Origin of the sequence: Burkholderia sp. Bp8998 (assembly GCF_003854235.1) — a bacterium.
GTDB lineage: Bacteria > Pseudomonadota > Gammaproteobacteria > Burkholderiales > Burkholderiaceae > Burkholderia.
In genome coordinates, this window is record NZ_QTQF01000030.1 from 39,617 (window position 1) to 65,031 (window position 25,415).

Consider the following 25,415-nt stretch of genomic DNA (forward strand, 5'->3'; position numbering starts at 1 on the left):
TCAGTGCCCCATCGCCGGCCCCGCGCCCTTCTTCGGCTTCGTGATCCACACGAGCGCCGCGAGCGCGATGAACACGCCCGCCGACAGGTGGAAAAAGTCGTTGGTCGCCATCATGAAGCCCTGCTGCGTGACCAGCTGGTTGAGCTGCGCGTTGGCCGTCTGCCCGACGATCCCGAGCTGCGTGAGCGCGCCCTGATAGTCGGTCGTGTTCTGCGCGTAGACGCTCACCGATTCCGACAGCCGCGCGTGGTGGTAGATCGCATCGTTCTCCCAGAACGTCGAGCTGGCCGCGGTGCCGATCGCGCCGGACAGCGTGCGCAGGAAGTTCGACAGCCCCGACGCGCTCGCGAGCCGCTCGTCGGAGATGCTCGACAGCGTGATCGTCGTCATCGGCACGAAGAAGCACGCGACGCCGATCCCCTGCACGAGCCGCGGCAGGATCACGTGGTTGAACGGCACGTCGAGCGTGAACGTCGAATTCCAGACCGACACGCCCGCGAACACGATGAACGCGAAGCTCGCGACCATCCGCAGGTCGAGCCGGTGCATGTTGCGCCCGATCAGCGGCGACAGCACCAGCGCGAGCAGCCCGACCGGCGCGGTCGCGAGGCCGGCCTTGCCGGCCGTGTAGCCCATCACCGTCTGCAGCCACAGCGGGAAGATCACGACCGAGCCGAAGAACGCCATGAAGCCGAACGAGATGATCAATGCGCCGAGCGCGAAGTTGCGGTCCTTGAACAGCGACAGGTCGACCACCGGTTCCTTCTCGGTCGCCTCCCACACGAGCATGAACGCGATCGACACGACCGCGATCAGCGCGAGCGCGACGATGAAGCTCGAGTTGAACCAGTCGCGGTCCTTGCCGAGGTCGAGCATCATCTGCAGGCACGACACGCCGATCACGAGCAGCGCGAGGCCGATCGCGTCGATCCGCTGCTTCGTCGTCTTCGTCTCGCGGCCGCGCAGCAGGAAGTACGCGCAGGCCGCGGAGAAGATGCCGATCGGCAGGTTGATGTAGAAGATCCACGGCCATGTGTAGTTGTCGCTGATCCAGCCGCCCAGCAACGGGCCGAAGATCGGCGCGACGATCACCGTCATCGCCCATAGCCCGAGCGCGAGCCCGCGTTTCGCGGGCGGGTAGCTGCGCATCAGGATCGTCTGCGACAGCGGCACCATCGGCCCGGACACGAGGCCCTGCAGCAGCCGGAACGCGATCAGCGTCTCGAAGTTCGACGCGAGGCCGCACAGCGCCGACGCGATCGTGAACGCGAGCACCGACAGCGTGAACAGGCGCACCTCGCCGACCCGCCGAGCGAGCCAGCCGGTCAGCGGCACCGCGATCGCGGACGCGACCGAATACGACGAGATCACCCATGTGCCTTCGCTCGTCGCGACGCCGAGGCTGCCCGAGATGGTCGGCACCGCGACGTTCGCGATCGATGTGTCGAGCACTTCCATGAAGGTGCCGAGCGCGAGCCCGACGGTGAGGAGCGCGAGCGCGCCGCCGGTCAGCGGCGCGGGTTGGGCGGCGGGAGGCGCGGCGGATGCCGTGGTGGCGGACATCGGAATCTCCTAGACGCGGCGCGTGCAACGCGCCGGTACGACGCACGGGCGCACGATATCGCGCGGCCCGGCCAGGTGGAACGGGTCAGGGGAGAGACGGAGCACGTGCCTTGTCATCTTCTGCCCAGACAGAGAAATAAGCGAATGCTTAACCTAGACATCGGGCCTCCCACGCTCAGCAATCCGGTTCGTCGGGCTTCGGGCAGCCGGCGTCGCCGGGCCCGTTGGCGATGAACCGCTGCAGCAGGCCGGTGAGCAGCGCGAGTTCGTCGGCCGAGAAGCCGGCGAGCTGCGCGTTCAGCGCGGTCGCGATCAACGACGGCAGCGCGCGGGCCGCCTCGGCGCCGCGTTCGGTCAGTGTCAGTTCGATCACCCGGCGGTCCTGTTCGCTGCGCGAGCGCGCGACCAGGCCCTTGCGCTCGAGACGGTCGAGCATCCGGGTCATCGAGCCGCTGTCGTACGACATCTTGCGTGACAGCTCGAACGGCGTGCGCGCATAGCCGCGCGACAGCAGCAGGATCACGCCGATCTGCTGCGCGGTGAGGTCATACGGCTCGAGCGCGCGATCCATGCGCTCGACGAGCGCCTGCCGGGCCTTGGTCAGGTAGTAACCGAGGCTCGTTTCCAGCGCGATGGTGTCGGGATCGTAGAGGCCGCCGTTCATGCGATTGCGCGCGCAGCAACAGTGCGTTTCAGGTCAAAACGCGCCCAGTATCTTGAAAAATGATTGCTTAGTCAATATTATTTCAGGCAACCAGTTACGACGTGCATGCTGCACTGCCGGAGACGATGTTCTGACCGCTTAGCCCGCGCTGCCGGGCCCCCGAGGATGTTCGCGATGCTGTTCCTGAAAAATGCCGCCGGCGCGCTGCGCCGCAACCTGACCGATACCGCTCATCATGTGTTCCCCGGGCCGCACCGCGGCTGGAAGATCGCGCTGTACGTGACGATGCTGGCGGTACCGGGCGGATCGCTCGCGGCACTCGGGTTCGCATGGTTCGATCATCGCCGGCAACGCAACCCGAAGGGCACCACCCGCCGCATGAGCCAGCCGGCGGCAACGGAGCCGTCGACATGGCGGTCCGCCGCCGATCCCGTCCCGGTGCCCGTGCGCTGTCACTGACACCGCACCATCATCCCGACTGAACGCCGGCCGCGCCCCCGCGGCCCGGCGTCGCCTGCGCCGCATTCGATGCCTGCCTCGCGCGCAAGCGATCCGTAATGACCTGTAAACCGGCTGGCCGCGCCGGTAACACATTCGTGCCGCCGCGCACCGTACCCTTAGGGCTGCGCAGCTTCCCCGCCGTCAGTTACCATTTGTCCGCCAGCGGCACCACGGCCGCATCGCGCGACGCCGCTCGCCGGCCGCAGCACCCAGACAGGAAAACCACGATGCCGTACGCCCCCCTCCCGCGCGCCCTTCGCCCGCTGAGCGCCGCCGTCGCCGTTGCGATGGCCGTGCTGCTCGCCGGCTGCGCCGTCGGGCCCGATTATCACCGGCCCGACACGTCGATCCCCGCCGCCTTCAAGGAAGCGCCGGCCGGCTGGAAGGTCGCGCAGCCCGCCGACCGGGCCGACCGCGGCCCGTGGTGGACCGTCTACAACGATCAATCGCTCGACGCGCTGATCGGCAAGCTCAACGCATCGAACCAGACCATCGCGCAATCGGCCGCCGCATACCGGCAGGCACGCGCGCTCGTCGCCGAAGCGCGTGCCGCGTATTTCCCGACCGTCGGGCTGACCGCGTCGGGCTCGCGCTCCCGCACCGGGCGCACGTCTACGTCGTCGAGCTTCGGCAGCAGCGCGTCGATCAGCAACAGCTACAGCGTCGGCCTCGATGCGAGCTGGGAGCCCGACCTGTGGGGCAAGGTGAGCCGCGGCGTCAGCGCGCAGCGCGCCGGCGAGGCGGCCGCCGCGGCCGATCTCGCGAACGCGCGGCTGTCACAGCAGGCGCTGCTCGCGCAGACCTACTTCCATCTGCGCACGTCCGATTCGCTGCAGAAGCTGCTCGACGACACCGTGAAGTCGTACGGCGAATCGCTGAAGCTTACGCAGAACCAGTACGCGCAGGGCGTCGCCGCGCGCGCGGACGTGATCCAGGCGCAGACGCAGCTGCAGAGCGCGCAGGCCGCGTCGATCGACAACGGCGTCGCGCGCGCGCAGTACGAGCATGCGATCGCGACACTGATCGGCGAACCGGCATCGACGTTCTCGCTGCCGCCGAACCCGCTCGCGGCGGAACCGCCGATCACGCCGGTCGACGTGCCGTCCGCGCTGCTCGAGCGCCGCCCCGACATCGCGGCGGCCGAGCGCCGCGCGGCCGCCGCGAACGAGCAGATCGGCGTCGCGATCGCCGCGTTTTTCCCGACGCTCACGCTGTCGGCCACCGGCGGCTTCCAGAGCTCGGTGTGGTCGCAATTGTTCACGCTGCCCGCGCGGTTCTGGACGGTCGGCCCGCAGCTCGCGGCGACGCTGTTCGACGCCGGCCTGCGCGCCGCGCAGACCGATGCCGCGCGCGCGACCTACGACCAGGACGTCGCCGCGTACCGTCTCGCGGTGCTCACCGCGTTCCAGGACGTCGAGGACAACCTCGCGTCGCAGCGCGTCCTCGCGCAGGAAGTCGACGTGCAGCGGCAGGCCGTCGACAGCGCCGAGCACGCGCTCGCGATCGTCACGAACCAGTACAAGGCCGGTACGGTCGCCTACCTGAACGTGCTGACCGCGCAAACCACCGCATTCACCGCGCAGCAGAAGCTCGCGACGATCGCCGGCCAGCGGATGGTGTCGTCGGTCGGGCTCGTGAAGGCGCTCGGCGGCGGCTGGGATGCGTCGGACATGGCGCGCGAAACGGGCGACATGGCGGCACCTGCACCGGTACCGGCATCCGGTGCGGCGGCGCCGGCCGCGACCGCACCGTCGGCCGCGGTGCCGCTCGCGCAAAAGTAACGGAGAAAAGGAGGGGGCCGGCGCGCGTTCAGCGCGTCGCGTCGCCGAAGATCAGCGACACCTGGTTGTTACCCATCGGATGACCGAGCAGGTTCAGCAGCCCCGCGAGGTTCGCCTGCTGCTCGGGCGCCGCATGCGCGGTGCCGCGGAACGAACCCTGGCCGGGGCCGAAGCTGCCGTGTCCGTCGAGGAACAGCGGGCCCTGCGTCGTCGACAGGTCGAGATCGGCGCCTGAACCCTTCGCCTGCAGTACCGCACGGTACGACCCGAGCGGCTTCACGCGCGACACGCGCGAACTCATCGAATCGATCGTCACCGTCAGCTGGCCGAACGCGTTGTTGCCGATCATCCGCCAGTCGGTCCAGCCGAGCCGCACGTCGCCCTGCAGGTCGAGCGTGTTGAACGGCGTGCCGAGCCCGGCGAGCAGCGACGCGGGCACGGTCATCGCGCCCGCCGACAGCACCGCGCCACGCCACGTCGCATCCAGCGTGACGGCGTCGGGCATCGCCTCGGTCTGCCGCATGCGCATCCGCACGCGCCCGGTCAGGAGCGGCCAGAAGCCGGTGGTCCATTCGACCCGGCCCGGCAGCAGCGTCGCCGCGCCCTGGTCGGCGCCCGGTGCGAGCATCAGCGTGCCCGAACCATGCCATAGCGACCCGTCCGGATCGACGAGATTCACGTGGCCGCCGGTCGCGCGCGCGAACTGCGGCGCGATCCATGCGGCCGGCGCGAGCGCGACGAGCGTCAGCGCCGTCGCGAACCCGCCTGCCACCACCCACGGCAATGCGGCGACGAGCCGCCTGATCCCTGGCCTCATCGGCCGACCGTCGCTGGTTTCATCCACCGCGTCATTTCTGCGTCGAGGGTTGCATCACGGCCGTCAGGTCGACCTGACCGTCTTCCTTCAGCGCGGTCACGTGCGCTTCGCCGACCTGCACCTTGAACTGCCGGCGCGCGTCGTCGAGCCACTGCGTCCACACCGGGAACGGGGCGTTCTTTATCTGGATCTGCACGCCGTTGCCGACGACCTGCAGCTGCGCGCCCTGCAGCCCGTGATCGGACAGCGACGCGGTGAGCGCGTCCTTCAGCGCGAGGCCGGTCGGCGCGACGCCTTGCGCGGCGGCCGTCAGCGACTTCGCCTCGTTGGCCTGCGCGGTCATCTGCGCGAGCTCGCGGCGCATCGTCGGCAGCTCGTGGCGGATGCGCGCGCGGCCTTCCTGCGCGGGCGACCACAGCACCGAATACGCGATCGCGACGGCCAGCACGGTGCCGCCCCAGCCGAGCAGCGTCCGCTCGCGTGGCGTGCGCTCGCCCCAGAACTGGGCCAGCGTCTGGTTCAGTTGTTCGGTCTTCATGAGCGGCTCCGGATCGTCCATTTGCCGGTGCTGCTGTCGACTTCGCCGGCCAGCCCGTTGCGCGCGAGACGCTGCGGGAAATCGGGGTCGACCTTGACCTCCGGCTTGAAGCCGACGTCGAGCCGCCGGTCGTGATAATCGAGCGACGCGATTCCGTTGAGCGGCAGCGCGCCCATCGAACGCGACAGCCCGCTCGACAGCGCGAGGAAGTCGTTCGGCGACAGCTCGCCGGCCGCGAGGCGCAGCTGGTCGAGCTGACGCTGCATCTGCGCGGGCGGATCGAGCACCGTCGTCGTCTTCGGGAAGGCCGACAGCAGCGTCTCGGTGATCTGCGCGGACAGCGCGTCGCGCTCGCGCGACAGCTTCCACCAGTGCAGGTTCATCCCGATCACCGCGACGCCAAGCGTGGCCGCGGCGAGTGCGATCGGCACACGCAGGCGCTTCATCGTCGCGCGGTCGAAGCGCCACGGCTGCGATTCGAATTCGAACTGGCACAGATCGAAGCGCTCGGTCAGCGCCCGCCGCGCGAACGCATCGAACGACAGCGGTTGCGCGCCCGGCAGCAGCGGGCCGTCGGCGCGTCCGGCCGACGCGAGGCGCGGCTCCGCGCCCGGTTCGCCGAGCTCGTACAGTTCGACGTCGCCGCCGCCCGCGAGTGCGGCCAGCGTGCCGCCAGCGCGTGCCGCGGGTGCCGCGAAACCTTCACCGAGCGCGCCGCGCGCGACCGCGAGTTCGAGACGCGGCGCACCGGCCGCGGCCGGCTGTGCGCCCGCTTCCACGAGCAGCGGTTCGACCGGCGTCGCGAGGCCGAGCACCACGGCCACCGCCGTCGGGCGGGGGGGCGGCTCATCCGCGTCCGCGACCGCGTCGGCGTTGATGGCCTCACCGTCGGCAGGTGCGCCGAGCGTGGGCTCCGCCGGCGTGCGCGGCGCAGGCAGGCAGCGCGTCGCGGGCACCGCGCTCAGGTGCCGGTGGCCGGCCGCGGCGAACGCGTCGCAGATCGCGCGGAACCACGCGCGATCGACGACGGCCAGCACGCGGCGGCCGTCGGGCAGCGCGACCGGATCGAGCGCGATATGACAGCCGAGCGGATCCTGGATCAGCTGATCCTCGACGATGTTCGGCAGTGCCTGGCGCAGCTTCGGCCCCTTGAGCGGCGGCACGGTCGCGGCCAGCAGCAGCACGTCGCGCGCGGCGACGATCAGCACCGTCGCGTTCGCGCGCGGCAGCAGCGCGAGCGCGGCACGGCCCGAGCGCTGCACGTGGCCGGCCTTGTCCACGAGCGTGAACGGCAGTTCGGGCCACTGCCACTCCTGCAACGGCACGGCCGGCTCGCGCGGCGGCAAAGAAACAATCAGCGTGCTCAAGAGCTCCTCTCCCGAATGGCGTCGTTATAGCTGGTCGCGGATGCGCACGACCCGCGTCGAGTGCGCGGTCGGATCACGATACACGAGCGAGGTGCGATCGACCTCCGCGCGATCGTGCTGAATCCGGCCATGCACGATGAAATAACTCGAATTGACGTCGACGAGGCTCGAGTCGATCGTCACGTTCGGCGCGCCGGCGCCGCGCAGCGCGAGCTGCACGTCGCCGACGTTGCGGAAAAACACGGTCTCGCGGCGCGACACGAGCGCCTGCGCGGACGACACGCTCATCCCCGGCACCAGCGCCGCGATCACCTCGGCCGGCGCGGTGTTCATGTTCACCGGCGTCGTGGTCGGCAGCACGGTGACGAACGGGCGCAGCCGCGCGACCATCTCGGGCGTCACGCCGTCGATGTCCAGCAGGCTGTCGACGCCGGTCATCACGAGCGGCGCGGGCCCGCGGTCGCTGTCGGACATCCCCGGCTCGTCGGTGAAATTGCCGGCCATGTCGCCGCCGGGCACCGGCGCGGTCGCGGCCGTCCCGGCGCCGGGCAGCGCCGGTGTCTGGAAACGCGTCGCCGAGTGCATCAGGCCCGCGCGCATCTGCAGCGCGATCCGTTTCGCGAGCGCGCCGTCGTAGCCGAGCGTCGTCAGCAGCCGCTGGAACGCCTGGAGCTGCATCGCGTTGAGCTGCAGCACGCCGGGCGTCGGCGACGACACGAGGTTGCGCAGGTTGTACTTCGCCTGTGCGTCCTCGATCGATCCGGAAATGTAGGTGTCTTCGCCGCCGGTGTCGTTCGGCGCGCCGATCCGGCCGAGGAAGTCCGACAGCTTGGTCTTCGCGATCGGCACGGCCCAGATCCCGCCGAGATAGGTGACGCCGGGCGCCGTGTCGCCTTCGGAGCGCAGGATCATGCGCGTCCAGTCGAGCGCGCCGCGCGCGACCCATTGCGCCTGCGCGATCACGCGCTGGTTCTCGATGCGGCGAATCTGCACCTGCTGGCGCCACAGCATCCCCGACACGAGGATCGCCGACAGCGCGACGACGAGCAGCGCGGTGATGATCGCCGCGCCGCGCTCGCGGCGTGCGCGTGCGGCGCCACGCGCGGCGAACCGGGAACGGTGAGGGCGCGCGCGCATCGTCATTCCCCGACGAGGAAGATGCGCGTGACGGGCACACGCAGCGACGTCGCGCCGATGCTGACCTGCAGCCCGGTCACCGCGCGCGCCGGCGGCGCGTTGCCGATCTGCGGCACCTTCAGCGCATCGTTGTTCTGCGACAGTGCATCGCTGGCCGCCTGCAGATTGGTGGTCCAGCCGACGCGCGGCACGTACAGCTTCGCGTCGATCGCACCGACGCCGCCCATCAGCGCGACCCAGCTCCAGCCGTCGACGCTGCTGTCCTTCAGCACGTCGCGCAGGCGGTTCGCGTCGTCGAGCGGCGGCGACGCATAGCGCACGACACGCCCGCCGGCGATCCGGTAGCGGACCACCTGCAGCCGCGGCGCGGCGCCCGGCACGTCGAGTTCGCGGACGATCTGCAGCGTGTTGCCGGCGACGCCGATCGCCGGCTGGCCGGCTTCGTCGTCGGTCGCGGCGAGCCGCGCGTCGATGCGCATCTGGTCGAACATCTGCGCGAATATGCGCTCGTCCTCCATCGCGGACGCGACCTTGTCGCGGCCGCGCATGATCTGGTCGAGCCCGCGCCACGAGAGGATCGCGACCACCGCGAGGATCGCGATCGCGATCATCAGTTCGATCAGCGTGAAGCCTCGCACGCGGCGCGAGCCGACGGAGCGCAGGGGCCGGCGCCGCATCGGCGCGTCAGAGCGGACGGCTGGTTTCATTCGCGACCACCGTCACCATTTGCGCGAGCACGCCGGCGTGCCCCGGCATGCTCACCGACACCTGCACGCGCCGGAACACCGGGTTCGGCGTCGTGCTCACGCGCTGCGTGCAGACCAGCTGCACGTTGCCTTGCGAGCAGTCGAAGTTCTGCTCGCCGACCTCCGGCCACGCATGCGTGAGGCGCAGCTGCGCGAGCGCGTTGTCGGCACTCCAGCCGGCGAGCAGCCGGCGATGGAGATCGGACGCATTGGTCGCCATCGTGCCGACCGCGCGGATCGACGCGGCGAGCGCGACCGCGATGATCGCGAGCGCGACCAGCACCTCGATCATCGTGAAGCCACGCGAGGAAGAAACCGGAAAGGGCAGGCGACGACGCATCGTCATTGCACCTCGTAGCGGCCGTTGCCCGTGCCGACGATCGTCGCGCTGCCAACCGCCGAATGCAGCGTCACGCGCACCGGCGCGTCGATGCTTTCGGTGCCGAACACGACGCGGCTCGCGCGCGTGTCGGACCCGGGATAGTCGATGTCGGCGCCCGTGACGCCGCCGTCCCAGTCGCGCGGGCGCAGCAGGTCGTCGCGCAGCGTGCGCCAGCCGTCGGGCGAGCTCACGTCGAAACGGAAGCCGTGCGCGGTCGGCTGCCACGCGATCGGGCGCGCGCGCACCTGCGCCTCGTCGCCGGCCGACTCGAACAGCAGGGCGATGCGCTGCGCTTCCTCGCGCAGGTCGGTGCGCGGATTGCGCGTCAGCGACAGCGACGCGAGCGACACCAGCAGGCCCGCGATCACGAGCACGACCAGCATCTCGAGCAGCGTGAAGCCGCGTCCACGCGCGTGTGCCGCGGTCACGGCCGAGCCGCGACGCACGCGGCCGTCGCGGGCATCGCGGCGAGCGCGTGCGGAGCGCGAGGGCGTGCGAAGGGCGGGCATGATGTGAAGAACGGAGACGAATGTCGGGCGCGGTCAGCGCAGGCTTACTGCCACGAACCGATGTCGGAGTCGTTGCTTTCGCCGCCTTCCTTGCCGTCCGCGCCGTAGCTGAACACGTCGATCTCGCCGTGCACGCCCGGGTTCAGGTACTTGTACCCGTTGCCCCACGGATCGTTCGGCAGGCGCTCGAGATAGCCGCCGTCCTTCCAGTTGTTCGGAATCGGATCGGTGGTCGGCTTCTGGATCAGCGCGTTCAGACCCTGCTCCTGGGACGGATAGCGGCCGTTGTCGAGACGGTACAGCTTGAGCGCCTGCATGATCGTGCCGATGTCCTGCTTCGCGGCGATGCGGCGCGCCTCGTCGGGACGGCTCATGATCTTCGGCACGATCAGTGCCGCCAGGATCCCGAGGATCGCGACCACCACCATGATCTCGATCAGCGTGAAACCGCGCTGACGGCGCACGGCCGCATTACGGCGAGTGATCCACGTTTGCATGACTGACTACCTCTTCCAAAAAATATCGTCGATTGAGTGACGCGCCCGGCGCATGACGAACGTTTGCCTGACGGCCAGCTTCCGTTTCCCCGGACGCGGAGCACGCATTGTAAGGCGCGCATCGCCGAGGGCTTTCACCCAACGCAAATTTCATATACATCCGTACAATAGCGCGCATGAACGCGCTCTCGATCCGGATCCTCTCCCTAGCCCTCTTCGCGGGTTTGTGCGCGACGGCCACCTACTGGGTCGTCACGCTGTCGGCCCGCGAAGCGCCGCTGCCCGCCGCCGCCGCGCGGTTGCCGATCCGCACGGAGGACGCCGCCGCGCTCTTCGGCGGACAGCTCGACAAGAATCCCGTGCAGGACATCCACCTGTTCGGCATTCTCGCGCTCGATCATGGCGGCGCAGCGATCGTCGGCGTCGGCGGCGAACCGCCGCGTGCCGTGTCGCTCGGTGCGGAGGTCACATCCGGCGCGAAGCTCGCCGAAGTCCGCAGCCGGTCGATCATCGTCGACCGCAACGGCGCCCGCGCCGAAATCCAGCTCCCCGCGAACACGCCGTCCCCCGCGATCTACATGCGTTGAACGGCGGTGGCCTGACCGGCGGTCAGGCCGTCACTGCACCATGTTGTTCAGCTCGATGATCGGCAGCATCACGGCCAGCACGATCACGAGCACGATGCCGCCCATCGCCAGGATCAGCAGCGGCTCGAGCAGGCTCGTCAGGAACATCGTGCGCCGCTCGAGTTCGCGCGCCTCGCCTTCCGCCGCGCGATCGAGCATCGTCGTCACGTCGCCCGTCGCTTCGCCGGAGCGGATCAGGTGCACGAGCACCGGCGGGAACGTCTTCACGTTGTTCAGCGCGCGTGACAACGCGGAGCCTTCGCGCACGCGCACGATCGCATCGTCGATGTTCGCGCGCATCGCGCGGTTCGACAACGTCTCGCCGGCCGCCTGCAGCGCGCGCAGGATCGGCACGCCGGCCGCGGTCAGGATGCCGAGCGTGCTCGCGAAGCGCACCGTGTTGTAGCCGCGCACGAGCTTGCCCGCGAGCGGCGCGGTCAGCACCCAGCGGTCGAACGCGAGCCTGGGCCCGTCGCGCGACAGCGTCGCCTTCACGAACCACACGACGAGCGCGACCGCGATCAGGATCGCCCACCACCAGTGCCGCACGAAATCCGACAGCGCCATCATCACGACCGTCAGCACCGGCAGCTGCTGCTTCGTGCTCGCGAACACGTTGACGACCTGCGGCACGACGTAGCTCAGCAGGAACGTGACGATGCCGAACGCGATCAGCGTGACGATCCCCGGATACGTGAACGCGAGCAGGATCTTCTGCTTCAGCGCGTTGCTCTGTTCGATGTAGTCGGCGAGGCGCGACAGCACGATGCCGAGCTTGCCGGTGTGCTCGCCGGCCGCGACGAGCGCGCGGTAGATTTCCGGGAAGTCGCGCGGATGCTGGCCCAGCGCATTCGCGAGCGAATGGCCGCCGAGCACTTCCGCGCGGATCGAGGCCATCAGTTCGCGGATGTAGTCGCGCTCGGCCTGCTCGGTGAGCACGCCGAGCGCCTCGTCGAGCGGCAACCCCGCGATCAGCAGGCTTGCGAGCTGGCGCGTGAGGATCGCCTGCTCGCGCTGCGACAGCTTGCGGCCGAACGCGAGGCGCTGCGAGCGCGCGCCGCGGCTCGCGCTGGCGGCCGGCTCGACGACGAGCGGCGTGAGCCCCTGCGTGCGCAGCTGGCCGCGCGCGGCGCGCGCGCTGTCGGCATCGATCACGCCCTTCTGCGCGCGCCCCGCCGAATCGATTGCTTCGAAACGGAATGCCGACATCGCGCTATGCGCCTCCCGTCACGCGCAGCACTTCCTCGAGCGAGGTCGCGCCGGCCGCGAGCCAGCGTTCCGCGTCGTCGCGCAGCGTGCGCATCCCTTCCGCGCGGCCCGCGGCGAGAATCTCGGCATCGGCCGCGTTGCGGTGGATCAGCGTGCGGATCGAATCGTCGACCACCAGCAGTTCGTACACGCCGCGCCGCCCCGTGTAGCCCGAATGCCCGCACTTGTCGCAGCCGACCGGATGCCACACGGTGCGGCCTTCCTCCTGCCGCGCTTCCTTGCAGACCGGGCAGAGCTGGCGCACCAGGCGCTGCGCGAGCACGCCGAGCAGCGACGACGCGAGCAGGTACGGCTCGACGCCCATGTCGGTCAGACGCGTGACGGCCGATGCCGCGTCGTTGGTGTGCAGCGTCGCGAGCACGAGGTGGCCCGTCAGCGATGCCTGCACCGCGATCTGCGCGGTTTCGAGATCGCGGATTTCGCCGATCATGATCACGTCCGGGTCCTGGCGCAGGATCGAACGCAGCGCGCGGGCAAAGGTCATCCCGATCCGCTCGTTCACCTGCGTCTGACCGATGCCGGACAGGTCGTATTCGATCGGGTCCTCGACGGTCATGATGTTGGTCGTCGCCGTCTCGAGCCGCGACATCGACGCATACAGCGTCGTCGTCTTGCCCGAGCCGGTCGGGCCCGTCACCAGCACGATCCCGTGTGGGCGGCCGATCAGCTTGTCGAACTGGCCGAGCGTGTCGCGGCCCATCCCGAGCGCTTCGAGGTTCAGGCGCTGCGCATCCTTTTCCAGCAGACGCAGCACCGCGCGCTCGCCGTGCCCGGTCGGCAGCGTCGACACCCGCACGTCGACCGGCCGGCCGCCGACGCGCAGCGTGATGCGGCCGTCCTGCGGCAAACGTTTCTCTGCGATGTCGAGCTGCGCCATGATCTTGATCCGCGAGATCAGCGCGCCGTGCAGCGCCTTCTTCGGACGCACGACGTCGCGCAGCGTGCCGTCGACGCGAAACCGCACGACCGATGCATTCTCGAACGGCTCGATGTGAATGTCCGATGCCTGTTCGCGCGCCGCTTGCGTGAGCAGCGCGTTGATCATCCGGATGATCGGCGCGTCGTCTTCCGATTCGAGCAGATCCTCGACTTCGGGAATGTCCTGCATCAGCCGCGACAGGTCGACTTCGCCTTCGACCTCGCCGACGATCTGCGCCGCGCTGCCGTCGTGGCGCGCGTAGGCCTGGTTGATCGCCTGCGCGAGCTCGTCGGCCGGCACGCGATGCACGGAGATCGAGCCGAAGTTGCGCGCGATTTCGGCGAGCGCCGCATCGTTCGTGCGTTCGCTGATCCACACCTCGAGTGTGTCGTCGAGCTGGTGCGCGATCAGCACCTGGCCGCTCTTCGCGAAGCCGTACGGCAGCAGGCGCGCGGCGAGCGGCGACGGCGGCTGCCGCTCGCCGGGCGCGCCGTCTTGGGGCGAGGACGCGAACACGTCGCTCACTGCGAGGCTCCCGGCGTGGCGGTCAGCGGTTGTTGCGGCACCGACTGCTGCGGCACGCTCTGCGGCTGCACGGGCGTCTGCTCCGGCAGCGGCTGGGCCGGCACCGGCGCCACCTGGCGCTGCATCTGCTGACGGCGCATCTTGTCGAGGTCGAACAGGTTGCCCGCAGGCGTTCCACCCTGGCTCGGACCGAGCGGCATCGGCGGGACGACCGGATCGTCCTTGTCGCGGATCACGTTGTTGTCCGACTTGTACGCACCCGTCACGCCCTGAATGTAGTCGTAGCGGTTGGCCGTGACTTCCTGCGCGGTGCTGCGATCGGAGATGATCACCGGACGCAGGAACACCATCAGGTTGGTCTTCTGGCGCTGCTTCGATTCCGAACGGAACAGCTGGCCGAGCCACGGGATGTCGCCGAGCAGCGGCACCTTGCTGTTCGTCACCTGGTAGTTGTCCTGCATCAGGCCGCCGAGCACGATGATCTCGCCGTTGTCGGCCAGGATCGTCGACTGGATCGAGCGCTTCGTGAAGGTCGGGCCGGTCTGCGCGTTGGTGGTGCCGCTGACGACGGCCGAATCTTCCGTGTAGAGCTGCAGCTTCAGGATCCCGCCGTCGGTGATCTGCGGCTTCACGTGCAGCGTCAGGCCGACGTCGCGCCGGTCGTACGTATTGAACGCGTTGCTCGTCGTGCCGCTCGTCAGGTTCGAATACGAACCGGTCGCGATCGGCACGTTCTGGCCGACGACGATCTTCGCTTCCTCGTTGTCGAGCGTGACCAGGTTCGGCGTCGACAGCACGTTTGCGTCGGCCACGCCCGAGAAATACTGCAGCAGCGCACCGAGCCCCTGCACGCCGAACATGTTGTGCAGCCAGCCGATGTTGAGGCCCTGGCTCAGGTTCGAGAGATTGGCGGCCAGCCCCGTGGTGGCGGCCGTGCCGCCGGTCGTCAGGTTGATGATGCTGTTGCCCAGGCCTAGCGCGGGGTTCAGGTTCGTGCCGCCGAGGAACTGGCCGCTCGCCACCTGCCACTGGATCCCGAGGTTGCCCTGCGTCGTCGAGTTCAGCTCGACGATCAGCGCTTCGATGTAGACCTGCGCACGCCGCGCGTCGAGCTGGTCGATCACCGAGCGCAGGTTCCGGTAGACCGGATCGGATGCGGTGATGATCAGCGAATTGGTTGCCGCATCGGCCTGGATCATCCCGCCGGGCTGATTGTCGTCGCCCTTGTCCTTGTCGCCGCCGAGCAGGCCGCCGCTGCCGAGGCCGCCGCTGCCCGACGCACCGCTGCCGTACGACGATGACGACGACGAACCGCCGAGCCCGCCGGACGGCAGCGGCGGGGTGCCCGACGTGCCGGTGGAGAAGTTGCCGCTCGACGACGAGCCGCCGCTCTGGTTGAAGCTGTTCGCATCGTTGGACGACGCCGACGAGCCGCTTTCGTTTCCGCTCTTGCCGAGCATCCCGCGCAGCGTCTTCGCGAGCTTCACCGCGTCGGCATTGCGCAGCGGCACGACGTGCATGTTGCCGGGCACCGCGCTCGGCGCGTCGAGCTGCTGCACGAGGCGCTTCGCCGCCGCGAGGCGCGAGGCGCTCGATGCGCGCAGCATCAGCGAGTTGGTGCGCGGGTCAGCCGTGACCGACACCTTCAGCGTCGCGTCGCTGTTGCCGATCGCGCCGGGGTCGAGCATCTTCTGCAGTTGCGCGGCCAGGTCGATCGCGTTCGCGTTGCGCAGCGGCACGACCTGAACCTGCGCGCCGGCGGCGCTGTCGATACCCGAGATGATCTGCGCGATGCGGCGCACGTTGTCCGCATAGTCGGTGACGACGATCGTGTTGTTCGCCGGGTAGGCGGCGACCGTATTGTTCGGCGAGATCAGCGGCCGCAGCACCGGCAGCAGGTTGTTCGCCGATTCGCTGTGCAGCTCGAACACCTGCGTGATGACCTGGTCGCCGCGCGCCTGCGGCGCATTGCCGACATAGGTCGGCACGCCCTGCAGCTTCGCGTCGGCCTCCGGCACGACCTTCAGCACGCCGTGATCCTGCACGAGCGCGAAGCCCTGCATGCGCAGCGCCGACTGCAGCGTCTTCAGCGCCTGGTCTTCCGGCACCGGCCGCTCGGCCACGAGATTGAGCTGCCCCTTCACGCGGGGGTCGACGATGATGGTCTTGCCGGTTGCGGCGCCGATCGCCTTGGCGACCTGGTCGATATCCGCATTCACGAAATTGAGCGTGACCTGAGCGTAGGCGGCCTGCGAGACGATGATGCCGGCGACCATCAGGGTCGTGGCGATGCGCCGCATAACGAAGCGATTTCTTGTCATGGATGAATGGGTCGATGCCGGCTCAGGCCACTTCCGGCGGTAGTGCTGGGATCCAAGTCCTAAAGAGGCGACATTAGCAGTTTTTCATGTCCGAAATATCACATTGATCCGAGGACTGTCTCACAAACGACATCTATCCGACATACCGTATGCAATATGTAAGATTCCGGCACCGCCTCGGCATTCCGGCCATCGCCGTCGTTTTGCGATGAATCGACACGGAAATGCGGTATAAACGGGCTGCCGTCTTTTGCATGTCGTCACGTGACGGACTGTCGGTATGATACGGTCGGCGCGTTTCCGGTCGTACGGATAACAGCCACGGGTTTTCCCGATCCTTGCGTCATTCCCTTTTCGTTTCCGCTCCATGAACAGACGGTTCGCTTCGATCGCGTTGATCGCCGCCGGCGTGTGGTTCGCCTGCGGGAACGCTCGCGCGGATTGTTTCGACGAGGCCGCCCGGTACCAGAAGGTCAATCCGTTGATCCTCCGCGCGATCGCGTGGCAGGAGTCGCGCAACCGGCCCGACGCGCTGAACAAGAATACGAACGGCTCGGTCGACTACGGCCTGATGCAGATCAATTCGATCCACCTGCCGACGCTGTCGCGCTACGGCATCGGCCGAGACACGCTGATGCAGCCGTGCAAGAACGTCTACATCGCCGCGTGGCACCTGCGCCAGAAGATGAATCGCTACGGCAACACATGGCAGGCCGTCGGCGCCTATCATTCCGAAACGCCGTCGCTGCGCGACAAGTACGCGCGGCAGATCGCCGGGATCCTGGCGCAGTGGAAGCTGCTGCCGCCCGAGCAGTGACGCCACGACGCAGCGTGGGCTGACGCCGGGCCGCTCGGCCGGCGCGCGTTTGATGCACAATGCGGGCTCACGCCGCGGTTTCGACTGGCCCCGGGCGACCGGCTTCGGGCTGATCGCGCCCCGCCAGGGCGCCGCGGCCGCTTTTTCATCTTTTCCGTTGGTGCAAATCGTTATGAACCCGGCAATGAACCAGCCGTTGCCCGTCACCGTGCTGTCCGGTTTCCTCGGCGCCGGCAAGACCACGCTGCTCAATCACATCCTCGCGAACCGCGCGGGCCTGAAAGTCGCCGTGATCGTCAACGATCTCGCGGCGGTCAACATCGACGCATCGCTCGTGCGCGATGCGCAGGCGCTGTCGCACGTCGAGGAACGCCTCGTCGAGATGTCGAACGGCTGCATCTGCTGCACGCTGCGCGACGACCTGCTCGTCGAGATCCGCAATCTCGCGGCGGACGGCCGCTTCGACGCGATCGTGATCGAATCGACCGGCATCGCGGAGCCGATGCCGATCGCCGAAACCTTCACGTTCGTCGACGACGACGGCGCATCGCTGTCGAACGTCGCGCGGCTCGACACGCTCGTCACCGTAGTCGACGCCTACAATTTCCTGCGCGACTACGGATCCGACGACGCGCTCGCGACACGCGGCATCGCCGCCTCGGACGAAGACGATCGCACGCTCGTCGAGCTGCTGATCGAGCAGATCGAGTTCTGCGACGTGCTGGTGATCAACAAGACCGACCTCGTCGGCGCGGAAGAACGCGCGCGCCTGCAGCACATCCTCGCGCGGCTCAACCCGCGCGCGCACCAGGTCGTGTCGACGTTCGGCAACGTGCCGCTCGACGAAGTGCTGAACACCGGACGTTTCGATTTCGACGAAGCCGCGAACGCGCCGGGCTGGCTCGCGTCACTCGATCACGATCACACGCATTGCGACGATCCCGAGTGCCACGACCCGCATCACGCGCACGTGCATGGCGAAGCCGACGAATTCGGCATCGGCAATTTTGTTTACCGCGCGCGCCGGCCGTTTCATCCGGCACGACTCTGGGCGCTGCTGCATCAGGAGTGGCCGGGCGTGCTGCGCAGCAAGGGCTTTTTCTGGCTCGCGACGCGCAACGACATCGCGGGTTCGTTGTCGCAGGCGGGCGGCGTATGCCGGCATGGCCCGGCGGGCCTCTGGTGGGCCGCGCAGGATCGCACGGAATGGCCGGACGACGACGAGTTGCTCGCTGAAATTCGCACGGAGTGGCAGGGCGACCTCGACGACCGTTCGGTTGGCGATCGCCGTCAGGAACTCGTGCTGATCGGCATCGGGCTCGATGCCGACGCATGGCGCGCGAAACTCGACGCATGCCTGCTCACCGATGCGGAATTCGCACTCGGTGCGGCGCAATGGACCGCGTTCGACGATCCGTTCCCGGTGTGGGATGTCGATGCGCACGACGACGATCCCGGCGACACGCAGATCGTGCACGCGTAATACGCGGTAAACCGCGGTAAAAACGGCCTGCGGAAGGAACCGTTAAATCTTGCAAGAGCGGCGCGAACTGTGGCGAAAATGCCGCGCGCGTCCAACAAAAAACCCGCCGAAAGGCGGGTTTTTTTCCTGGAACAGGCGCTGAATCAACGCTTGTTGACGGCGTCCTTGAACGCCTTGCCAGCCGTGAACTTGACCGTCTTGGCTGCCGGGATCTTGATGGTTTCGCCGGTCTTCGGGTTGCGGCCCGTACGTGCTGCGCGCTTGCCCGAACCGAAGCTGCCGAAGCCGATCAGCTGAACCGCATCACCCTTCGACACGGCCTTCTTGATGACTTCGAGCAGCGTGTCCAGCGTTTCGCCGGTTTGAGCCTTGCTGGCGCCCGTTTGGGCGGCGACGGCGTCGATCAGTTCCTGTTTGTTCATTAAGGTTCCTTTTTCAGGTTAGGTTTGACACGAACAGCGCGAACGCGCCGATTATACGTGCGCGAACCGTGCCGTCGAGAGTCAGACTTCGATGGCACAGCGCCGAATCCTGGCCCGCGCGACGTGCCGTCCGGCTTGCCGGCGGCCACCCCGCGGTACGGCGTTGCTATGATAGCGCAGCGCAAACCCAATAACGACAAGGGTTTCAAAGATTTTCATCGGTATTTCGCCGAATGAATCGTCGATTGCCCGTTTTTTGACCTGCGCCAACCGGACAGGGTATGCAGTCGGGTCCGCCACCGCGCAACGCCGTTGGTTTTTGCCAACGGCCCGCCGGACGCCTCCGCGCAATCCCTTGCCAGGCTTGGCTGCCACGTTTTTTGTTTCGCATGACCGACCGACTCGTTCCCGCCACGCTCGCCCGCCGCGACGACGGCATTCTGGTCTCGCCCGAGTACGGCGAGCTCCGTCGCGACGCCTCGCGCGCACGCGCGCACGCGAACCGGATGCTCGCCGGCAACGGGCTGCCGGCCCGCTGGCGCGGCCGCCGCACGTTCACGGTCGTCGAGACGGGATTCGGCACGGGCGGCCATTTCCTCGCGACGTGGGCCGCGTGGCGCGACGATCCCGCACGCTGCGAGCGGCTGCATTTCGTCGCGGTCGAACCGCATCCGTTCTCGCGCGAGGACCTGCAACGCGCCATTTCACATATCGTTGCGGGCACAACCATATCGGAATACGCGGATACGCTGCTCGATGCGTGGCCGATGCATGTGCCCGGCCTGCATCGGCTCGAATTCGACGAAGGGCGCGTGGTGCTCACGCTTGCATTCGGCGACGCGCGTGACATGCTGCAACGGTTCGTCGCGCGCGCCGATGCGTTCTATCTCGGCAACGTCGTGTCCGCCGAGTATGGCGATTTGCTGTCGGCCGACGTGACGCGCGCATTCGCACGCATCGCCGGCGTTGGGGCAACCTATGCGACGCATTCGCGCGACGATGCCGTGAAACAAACGCTCGAGGAAACGGGTTTCACGAGTCGCGAGGTCGACGATTGCGCCGGCGAACCCGCGCTGCGCGTCGGCGAATATGCCCCGCGCTGGCGGATGCGCCGGCACGAACCGCCGCGCGCATTGCCGGTCGCCGCGCGCGACGCGATCGTGATCGGCGCCGGGCTGGCTGGTTGCGCGGTCGTCGAACGGCTCGCCTCACGCGGCTGGAACGTCACGCTGATCGAGCGGCACGAGCGGATCGCGAGCGATGCATCGGGCAATCCGGCCGGGGTATTCCATCCACTGATGACGCGCGACGACAACGTCGCGAGCCGCCTCACGCGCAGCGGTTTCCTGCATGCGCTCGCACGCTGGCGCGCGCTCGAGAACGCCGGCCACACGTTTGCGCGCAGCACACGCGGGATGATCCATCTCGCGGAATCGGCGGACGATTTCGTGCGGATGCGCGATGCGTTCGATGCGCTCGGCGCACCGTCCGACTATGTGTCGCTGCTCGACACCGACGCCGCCCGCGCGCATCTGAACCTGCCGGTCGCACATGGCGGCCTGCTGTTTCCGCACGGCGGCGCCGTATGGCCGGCCGGGCTCTGCGCCGCACAGGTCGCGGCGGCCGGTGAACGCGTGACACTGCTGGCCGGCACCGAAGTCGCGCGACTCGAGCGTGACGGCGACACGTGGCGCGCCGTCGATGCGGCAGGCGCGACGCTCGCCGAAGCGCCGGTCGTCGTGCTCGCGAATGCGGGTGACGCCGTGCGTCTCGCGGGCCTGCGGCATGTCGCGCTGCAACCGGTGCGCGGCCAGCTCACGCTGCTGCCGCCCGGCAGCACGGCGCCGCTAACGTGTCCGGCGATCGGCGACGGCTATGCCGTGCCGCTCGACGACGGCACGCTGCTGATCGGCGCGACGTTCGAACCCGACGACCTCGATCCGGCGATGCGCACTGCCGGACATATCGAAAATATCGCGCGCGTCCGGCATCTGCTGCCGGGCCTGATCGGCGAGTTGCCGGACGTCGAAACGCTGCGCGGGCGCGTCGCGTTTCGCTGGGTCGTCGCCGATCGCGTGCCGGTGATCGGCCCGCTCGCCGACGAAGCGCAGGCCGTCGCGAACGCACGCGCGCTGAGCGGTGCGAAGGCGCGCGACCTGCCGCGCACCGCGGGCCTCTACGGCGCATTCGGCTACGGCTCCCGCGGCCTGGTATGGGCGGCGCTCGGCGCCGAGCTGATTGCGTCGCAACTCGAAGGCGAGCCGCTGCCGCTCGAGCGTGAACTCGCCGATGCCGTCGATCCGGCCCGGTTCCTGATCCGCGCGCTGCGCGGCCGCCAGATCGGCTGATCTCGTCAGCCGAATCCTCACAGTACTTCGATTTTTCCGCGCAAGGTTATCCACTCGACGCTGTGGATAACCGCACGGAATCCGCACGCACTTCGTGTGCAATCACAGTGGACGTAAACTGGGCAACTCGGCACAGCCACGAAGCGGCCCCAAAGTTGCTCAACTCAAACCTCTGTGAGCAAACAGCCTGTGCAACGGGTTATGGCTGCGCCAACACCTTGATCTTGTTGCGTAAACTGAAGTTATCCACAGAACTGTGCGCGTCTTGTTAACTTCTACTACGTATATATACAAGTAAACCATTGAAACCAAAGACCTGTGGTGCCTCACAGCGCCGCGAGTCGATTCAATCGGTTCCGGAGCGAAAAAGCTGTGGCACAATCGGTTTCCTTCGCGTTCGTTCGGCCAAGCGCCGGACATGCTTCAATGGAACGGTCGGCTCGATTTCGAATCTGAATCTTCGAGACTGCGCAGTCCGTTCACACACCAGGCCGACAATCCAGATCGGCAGCCTGAACGACAGTCCGCCGGATGGCGGAAGAGGCGGATCCCATGTCCCGCCGTCGTCGACCACAACAATCACACTCGGGGCGATACCCAGCCGGCTCGCATCTCATTTCTGACGCTTGACCCCGCGCCGCTGGCGATTGCTTCCAAAGGAGAAGTCACCACGATGAAGTCGGCGTTCTCATTCCTGCCCAACTGGCCGCTCGCGCCGGATGCCGTGTTCTGGGCCGGGCTCGCGTTGTTCGCGGCCGGTCTGTGTGGCGAGCTGTGCTATCGCGCATGGCGGCTGCCGCGCATCACCGGTTATGCGGTGATCGGTCTCATCGCCGGTTCGTTCGGATTCGGCGTGATCGACGCGAGCACCGACGAAACCTCGCGGCTGCTGATCGACGTCGCGCTCGGCCTGCTGCTGTTCGAGCTCGGCAGCCGTCTCGACCTGAAATGGATTCGCCGCAATCCGTGGCTGATTGCATCGAGCCTCGCGGAGGCAACCCTGACGTTCGTGCTCGTGCTGTTCGTGATGCTCGCGCTCGGCGTGTCGGGCATGGTCGCGCTCGTGTTGTCGGCGATCGCGATCGCGACGTCGCCGTCGATGGTGATCCAGCTCAAGACCGAACTGCGCGCGGAAGGGCAGGTGTCGCAGCGCCTCATCACGCTGACCGCGCTGAACAGCGTGTACGCGATCGTGCTGACCAAGCTCGTCACGAGCTGGCTCCACCAGGAAGCGTACGGGAACGTTTTCGCGACGATCCTGCAACCCGTCTACCTGATCGTCGGTTCGTTCATCGTCGCGTACCTGGTCGCGCGGGCGTGCAATTACCTGTTCCGTCACATGACCGCGACGATGCGCGACGAGCACTCGTTCGTCGCGCTGTTCGGGCTCGTGATGCTCGCGATCGCGGTGGCTCAGGCGCTGAAGCTGTCGACGCTGCTCACGCTGCTGCTCGCCGGCATCATCGTGAAGAACCTCGAAGCGCGGCCGCAGCTGTGGCCCGAGCACTTCGGCACGGCCGGCTGGCTGCTGACGGTGATCCTGTTCGTGCTCACGCTCACGTCGTTCACGTGGGGCGACATCGCGCTCGGCGGCCTGCTCGCGATCGCGCTGATCGTCACGCGGCTCGCCGCCAAGCTCGCCGGCGTCGTCGCGTTCGCGAAGCCGAGCGGGCTCGGGATGAAGCAGGGCGTCGCGCTCGGCATCGCGCTGACACCGATGTCCGCGCTGTCGTACCTGCTCGTCGACGACACCTACCAGCTCTATCCGAATTTCGACCCGCACCTGCGCGCGATCGTGATGTGCACGATCGTGATCCTGCAGCTCGTCAGCCCGTTCGTCGTCTACCGCTGCCTGTCGGCGGTCAGCGAACGCAGCGACAGAAACTGATTCCGGAACCTGCCATGGCACTCGAAACCTTCGTCAATTCCGAACCGTTCACGTTCGGCGTCGAACTGGAGATCCAGGTCGTCAACACGCACAACTACGACCTGACCAAGGCGGCATCCGACCTGATGCGCCTGATCCAGGGCGAGACCTTCCCCGGCAACATCACGCCGGAAATCACCGAGAGCATGATCGAGCTGTCGACCGGCATCTGCCATTCGCACGAGCAGGCGGTCTCCGAGCTGCACGCGATCCGCGACGTGCTCGTGAAGGCGGCCGACCAGCTCAACGTCGGGCTGTGCGGCGGCGGCACGCATGCGTTCCAGCAGTGGAGCGACCGGCAGATCTACGACGCGCCGCGCTTCCAGTACATCTCCGAGCTGTACGGCTATCTCGCGAAGCAGTTCACCGTGTTCGGCCAGCACGTGCACATCGGCTGCCCCGATCCGGACAGCGCGCTGTTCCTGCTGCACTCGATGTCGCGCTTCATTCCGCACTTCATCGCGCTGTCCGCGTCGTCGCCGTTCGTGCAGAACGTCGACACCGGCTTTCATTCGGCGCGCCTGAATTCGGTGTTCGCGTTCCCGCTATCGGGCCGCGCGCCGTTCGTGCTGACCTGGGACAGCTTCGAGGAGTACTTCACGAAGATGGTCAACACGGGCGTCGTCAACTCGATGAAGGACTTTTACTGGGACATCCGGCCGAAGCCCGGCTACGGGACGATCGAGGTGCGCGTGATGGACACGCCGCTGTCGGTCGACCGCGCGGCCGCGATCGCGTGCTACATCCAGACGCTCGCGCGCTACCTGCTGACCGACCGGCCGCTGAAGCTGTCGGAGGACGACTATCTCGTCTATACATTCAACCGCTTCGAAGCGTGCCGATTCGGGCTCGAGGGCACCTGCGTCAATCCTCAGACAGGTGAGCGCCGCACGATCGCGGAAGATATCCTCGACACGCTCGACCGGATTGCGCCGCATGCGGCGGCGCTCGGCTCGCGCGCGGCGCTCGACGAGATCGGCGCGCTCGCGAAGGCACGCGTGAATGACGCATCGTGGTTGAGAACCGTTTTCAAACAGGAAAAATCGCTGAACGAGACGGTCCGCCAGCAGTGCCTGCGCTGGCGAGAATGAAAAAATGTTTTGCAGATTAGAGGCTCGACCGCGCGGCGATTCGCTGAACGCCGGTCGACGCCGATTCGTGCGCACCGCGTCGGCAGGCGTCCTGAAAATCTGTGGATAACCTGATATTCCGCTTCAAAGTCAACGCGCTAGGAGCGGGATAACCCGGTGGATCGGTGCCATCGGCACGATGGCCGATTCGGACAGGAAAATGGTCGCGCGTTGCGCCGTGGGGCCGGCAGAGATTGGCGGCACAACGAAAAAATGCGGTTATCCAGCGATTTTCCACAGAATGAAGGGGATAACTTAGCTGTGCGATTTTCCGCTCTCGCTTAGAATGTCGGCTTTGCGGACACCGGAACGACGCGTGTCTCACCGGTCGCCGCGAACGCGACCGCCGCGTGTGCCTCGCGACGGCCGTGTCGACGCTCTGCAACGAGCGTCTGTTTTGAGATAGACATTCGATCTCCACACTACGGCTGCTCGGCAATCCGGGCGGCGGCAAAGCGAAAAGACTATGAGCGAAGGCGTTTACGGGAATCAGGCTTCGGGACGTGTGACCCACAGCTTGCTGCGGTTGAGTACGGCCATGCGAAGCCAGGCATGGGATTGGGCGGAAGGCGCTGGCCTCACGCCGACGCAGGGCGAGATCCTCGTGCTGCTGCTGCAACGCAAGGGCCCGATGCGGCTCGGCGAGATCGCGCGCGAGACGCAGCTCACGGCTGCGACCACCAGCGATGCGGTCAGCACGCTCGAGACGAAGGGGCTCGTCGAGAAGCGTCGCGCACTGGACGACGGCCGCGCGCTGGCCGTGCGCCTGTCGGCCCGCGGCCGTACCGCGGCAAAGAAGGCGCTGCAATGGCCGGAATTCCTGACGAAAGCCGTCGGCAAGCTCGGCGCGGACGAGCAGGGCGCGCTGTACCGCGCGCTGCTGAAGACGCTGCGTGAACTGCAGGTGGCCGGTGCGACGCCGCCGCAGCGCATGTGCCTGACGTGCGCGCATTTCCAGCCGGGCAAGCAGTCGAAGAAGACCGTGCATTACTGCGCGGCGCTCGACCTGTCGATGGCCGACAGCGATCTGCGTCTCGACTGTTCGGTGCAGGAAGAAGCCGACGCGGCGACGCAAAAGAAGACCTGGAAGGTGTTCGCCGGCTGACGTCCGTCGATCGACCGGGAG

23 protein-coding genes are annotated in these 25,415 nt (G+C 67.5%); 9 read left to right on the forward strand and 14 right to left on the reverse strand.

Annotated elements, in window-relative coordinates; translation table 11 throughout:
- Positions 1–1,563, reverse strand: a complete 1,563-nt coding sequence (locus DIE06_RS26455) for a DHA2 family efflux MFS transporter permease subunit (protein WP_124663907.1) — start codon at positions 1,561–1,563, stop codon at positions 1–3.
- A 175-nt stretch (positions 1,564–1,738) separates the two neighbouring features.
- Positions 1,739–2,227, reverse strand: a complete 489-nt coding sequence (locus tag DIE06_RS26460; RefSeq protein WP_124613189.1) for a MarR family winged helix-turn-helix transcriptional regulator — start codon at positions 2,225–2,227, stop codon at positions 1,739–1,741.
- A 174-nt stretch (positions 2,228–2,401) separates the two neighbouring features.
- Here DIE06_RS26460 and DIE06_RS26465 point away from each other — a divergent pair, with 174 nt between their 5' ends.
- Both DIE06_RS26465 and DIE06_RS26470 read left to right on the forward strand, forming a co-directional pair.
- A complete protein-coding gene (locus DIE06_RS26465) occupies positions 2,402–2,686 on the forward strand; it encodes a multidrug ABC transporter ATPase (protein WP_124663908.1) in 285 nt (94 codons plus the stop codon).
- A 269-nt stretch (positions 2,687–2,955) separates the two neighbouring features.
- Positions 2,956–4,509 carry an efflux transporter outer membrane subunit gene (locus DIE06_RS26470; RefSeq protein WP_124663909.1) on the forward strand — a complete coding sequence of 518 codons (1,554 nt, stop codon included), beginning with the start codon at positions 2,956–2,958 and terminating at the stop codon, positions 4,507–4,509.
- 28 nt (positions 4,510–4,537) lie between these two features.
- On the opposite strand, the gene DIE06_RS26475 is transcribed toward DIE06_RS26470, so the two are convergent.
- Genes DIE06_RS26475 through gspG form a run of 8 tightly spaced genes read right to left on the reverse strand, consistent with a single transcriptional unit; the run spans position 4,538 to position 10,502 of the window.
- Complete coding sequence (locus tag DIE06_RS26475; RefSeq protein WP_124663950.1) at positions 4,538–5,326, reverse strand: type II secretion system protein N; 789 nt, start codon at positions 5,324–5,326, stop codon at positions 4,538–4,540.
- 31 nt (positions 5,327–5,357) lie between these two features.
- Positions 5,358–5,864, reverse strand: a complete 507-nt coding sequence (gene gspM, locus DIE06_RS26480; RefSeq protein WP_124663910.1) for a type II secretion system protein GspM — start codon at positions 5,862–5,864, stop codon at positions 5,358–5,360.
- Positions 5,861–7,231 (reverse strand): type II secretion system protein GspL, encoded by a 1,371-nt coding sequence (gspL, locus tag DIE06_RS26485; protein ID WP_124663911.1) that lies wholly within the window; start codon positions 7,229–7,231, stop codon positions 5,861–5,863. The genes gspM and gspL overlap by 4 nt, the downstream gene beginning before the upstream one ends.
- A 24-nt stretch (positions 7,232–7,255) precedes the next feature.
- Complete coding sequence (gene gspK, locus DIE06_RS26490; protein WP_124663912.1) at positions 7,256–8,368, reverse strand: type II secretion system minor pseudopilin GspK; 1,113 nt, start codon at positions 8,366–8,368, stop codon at positions 7,256–7,258.
- Between the two features lie 2 nt (positions 8,369–8,370).
- Positions 8,371–9,075, reverse strand: a complete 705-nt coding sequence (locus tag DIE06_RS26495) for a type II secretion system protein J (protein ID WP_124663913.1) — start codon at positions 9,073–9,075, stop codon at positions 8,371–8,373.
- A complete protein-coding gene (gspI, locus tag DIE06_RS26500; RefSeq protein ID WP_124663951.1) occupies positions 9,053–9,454 on the reverse strand; it encodes a type II secretion system minor pseudopilin GspI in 402 nt (133 codons plus the stop codon). The genes DIE06_RS26495 and gspI overlap by 23 nt, the downstream gene beginning before the upstream one ends.
- A gap of 2 nt (positions 9,455–9,456) precedes the next feature.
- Entirely contained in the window at positions 9,457–10,005 is a 549-nt protein-coding gene (locus tag DIE06_RS26505) for a GspH/FimT family pseudopilin (protein ID WP_124663914.1), read from the reverse strand.
- A 44-nt stretch (positions 10,006–10,049) separates the two neighbouring features.
- A complete protein-coding gene (gene gspG, locus DIE06_RS26510) occupies positions 10,050–10,502 on the reverse strand; it encodes a type II secretion system major pseudopilin GspG (protein ID WP_124663915.1) in 453 nt (150 codons plus the stop codon).
- Positions 10,503–10,678: 176 nt separating this feature from the next.
- On the opposite strand from gspG, the gene DIE06_RS26515 reads away from it, so the two are divergent.
- Positions 10,679–11,089 carry a type II secretion system protein N gene (locus DIE06_RS26515; RefSeq protein ID WP_124613199.1) on the forward strand — a complete coding sequence of 137 codons (411 nt, stop codon included), beginning with the start codon at positions 10,679–10,681 and terminating at the stop codon, positions 11,087–11,089.
- A gap of 30 nt (positions 11,090–11,119) precedes the next feature.
- Here the strand turns inward: DIE06_RS26515 and gspF are convergent, their stop codons facing one another.
- The 3 genes from gspF to gspD are packed head-to-tail and all read right to left on the reverse strand — an operon-like array spanning position 11,120 to position 16,162.
- Entirely contained in the window at positions 11,120–12,337 is a 1,218-nt protein-coding gene (gene gspF, locus DIE06_RS26520; protein WP_124663916.1) for a type II secretion system inner membrane protein GspF, read from the reverse strand.
- 4 nt (positions 12,338–12,341) lie between these two features.
- A complete protein-coding gene (gene gspE / locus DIE06_RS26525; RefSeq protein WP_124663917.1) occupies positions 12,342–13,841 on the reverse strand; it encodes a type II secretion system ATPase GspE in 1,500 nt (499 codons plus the stop codon).
- A complete protein-coding gene (gene gspD, locus DIE06_RS26530; RefSeq protein WP_124663918.1) occupies positions 13,838–16,162 on the reverse strand; it encodes a type II secretion system secretin GspD in 2,325 nt (774 codons plus the stop codon). Before gspD ends, gspE begins: the two co-directional genes overlap by 4 nt.
- A 367-nt stretch (positions 16,163–16,529) precedes the next feature.
- Between gspD and DIE06_RS26535 the strand changes: the two genes are divergently transcribed.
- Together DIE06_RS26535 and DIE06_RS26540 are read left to right on the forward strand one after the other, a co-directional pair.
- A complete protein-coding gene (locus DIE06_RS26535; RefSeq protein WP_124613203.1) occupies positions 16,530–16,979 on the forward strand; it encodes a lytic transglycosylase domain-containing protein in 450 nt (149 codons plus the stop codon).
- 172 nt (positions 16,980–17,151) lie between these two features.
- Positions 17,152–18,462 (forward strand): GTP-binding protein, encoded by a 1,311-nt coding sequence (locus DIE06_RS26540; RefSeq protein WP_124663919.1) that lies wholly within the window; start codon positions 17,152–17,154, stop codon positions 18,460–18,462.
- A 143-nt stretch (positions 18,463–18,605) separates the two neighbouring features.
- Here DIE06_RS26540 and DIE06_RS26545 read toward each other — a convergent pair whose 3' ends face one another.
- Positions 18,606–18,884: an HU family DNA-binding protein gene (locus DIE06_RS26545; RefSeq protein WP_006401505.1), complete on the reverse strand. Its 279-nt coding sequence runs from the start codon at positions 18,882–18,884 to the stop codon at positions 18,606–18,608.
- Positions 18,885–19,273: 389 nt separating this feature from the next.
- On the opposite strand from DIE06_RS26545, the gene mnmC reads away from it, so the two are divergent.
- The 4 genes from mnmC (at position 19,274) to DIE06_RS26575 (ending at position 25,394) form a co-directional block, all read left to right on the forward strand.
- Positions 19,274–21,232: a bifunctional tRNA (5-methylaminomethyl-2-thiouridine)(34)-methyltransferase MnmD/FAD-dependent 5-carboxymethylaminomethyl-2-thiouridine(34) oxidoreductase MnmC gene (mnmC, locus tag DIE06_RS26550; protein WP_124663920.1), complete on the forward strand. Its 1,959-nt coding sequence runs from the start codon at positions 19,274–19,276 to the stop codon at positions 21,230–21,232.
- Between the two features lie 673 nt (positions 21,233–21,905).
- Positions 21,906–23,120, forward strand: coding sequence for a cation:proton antiporter (locus DIE06_RS26565; RefSeq protein ID WP_124663923.1), 1,215 nt, complete (start codon positions 21,906–21,908; stop codon positions 23,118–23,120).
- Between the two features lie 14 nt (positions 23,121–23,134).
- Positions 23,135–24,250: a YbdK family carboxylate-amine ligase gene (locus DIE06_RS26570; RefSeq protein WP_006751345.1), complete on the forward strand. Its 1,116-nt coding sequence runs from the start codon at positions 23,135–23,137 to the stop codon at positions 24,248–24,250.
- A gap of 505 nt (positions 24,251–24,755) precedes the next feature.
- Positions 24,756–25,394 (forward strand): MarR family winged helix-turn-helix transcriptional regulator, encoded by a 639-nt coding sequence (locus DIE06_RS26575; protein WP_124663924.1) that lies wholly within the window; start codon positions 24,756–24,758, stop codon positions 25,392–25,394.
- The last annotated feature ends 21 nt before the right edge of the window (positions 25,395–25,415 follow it).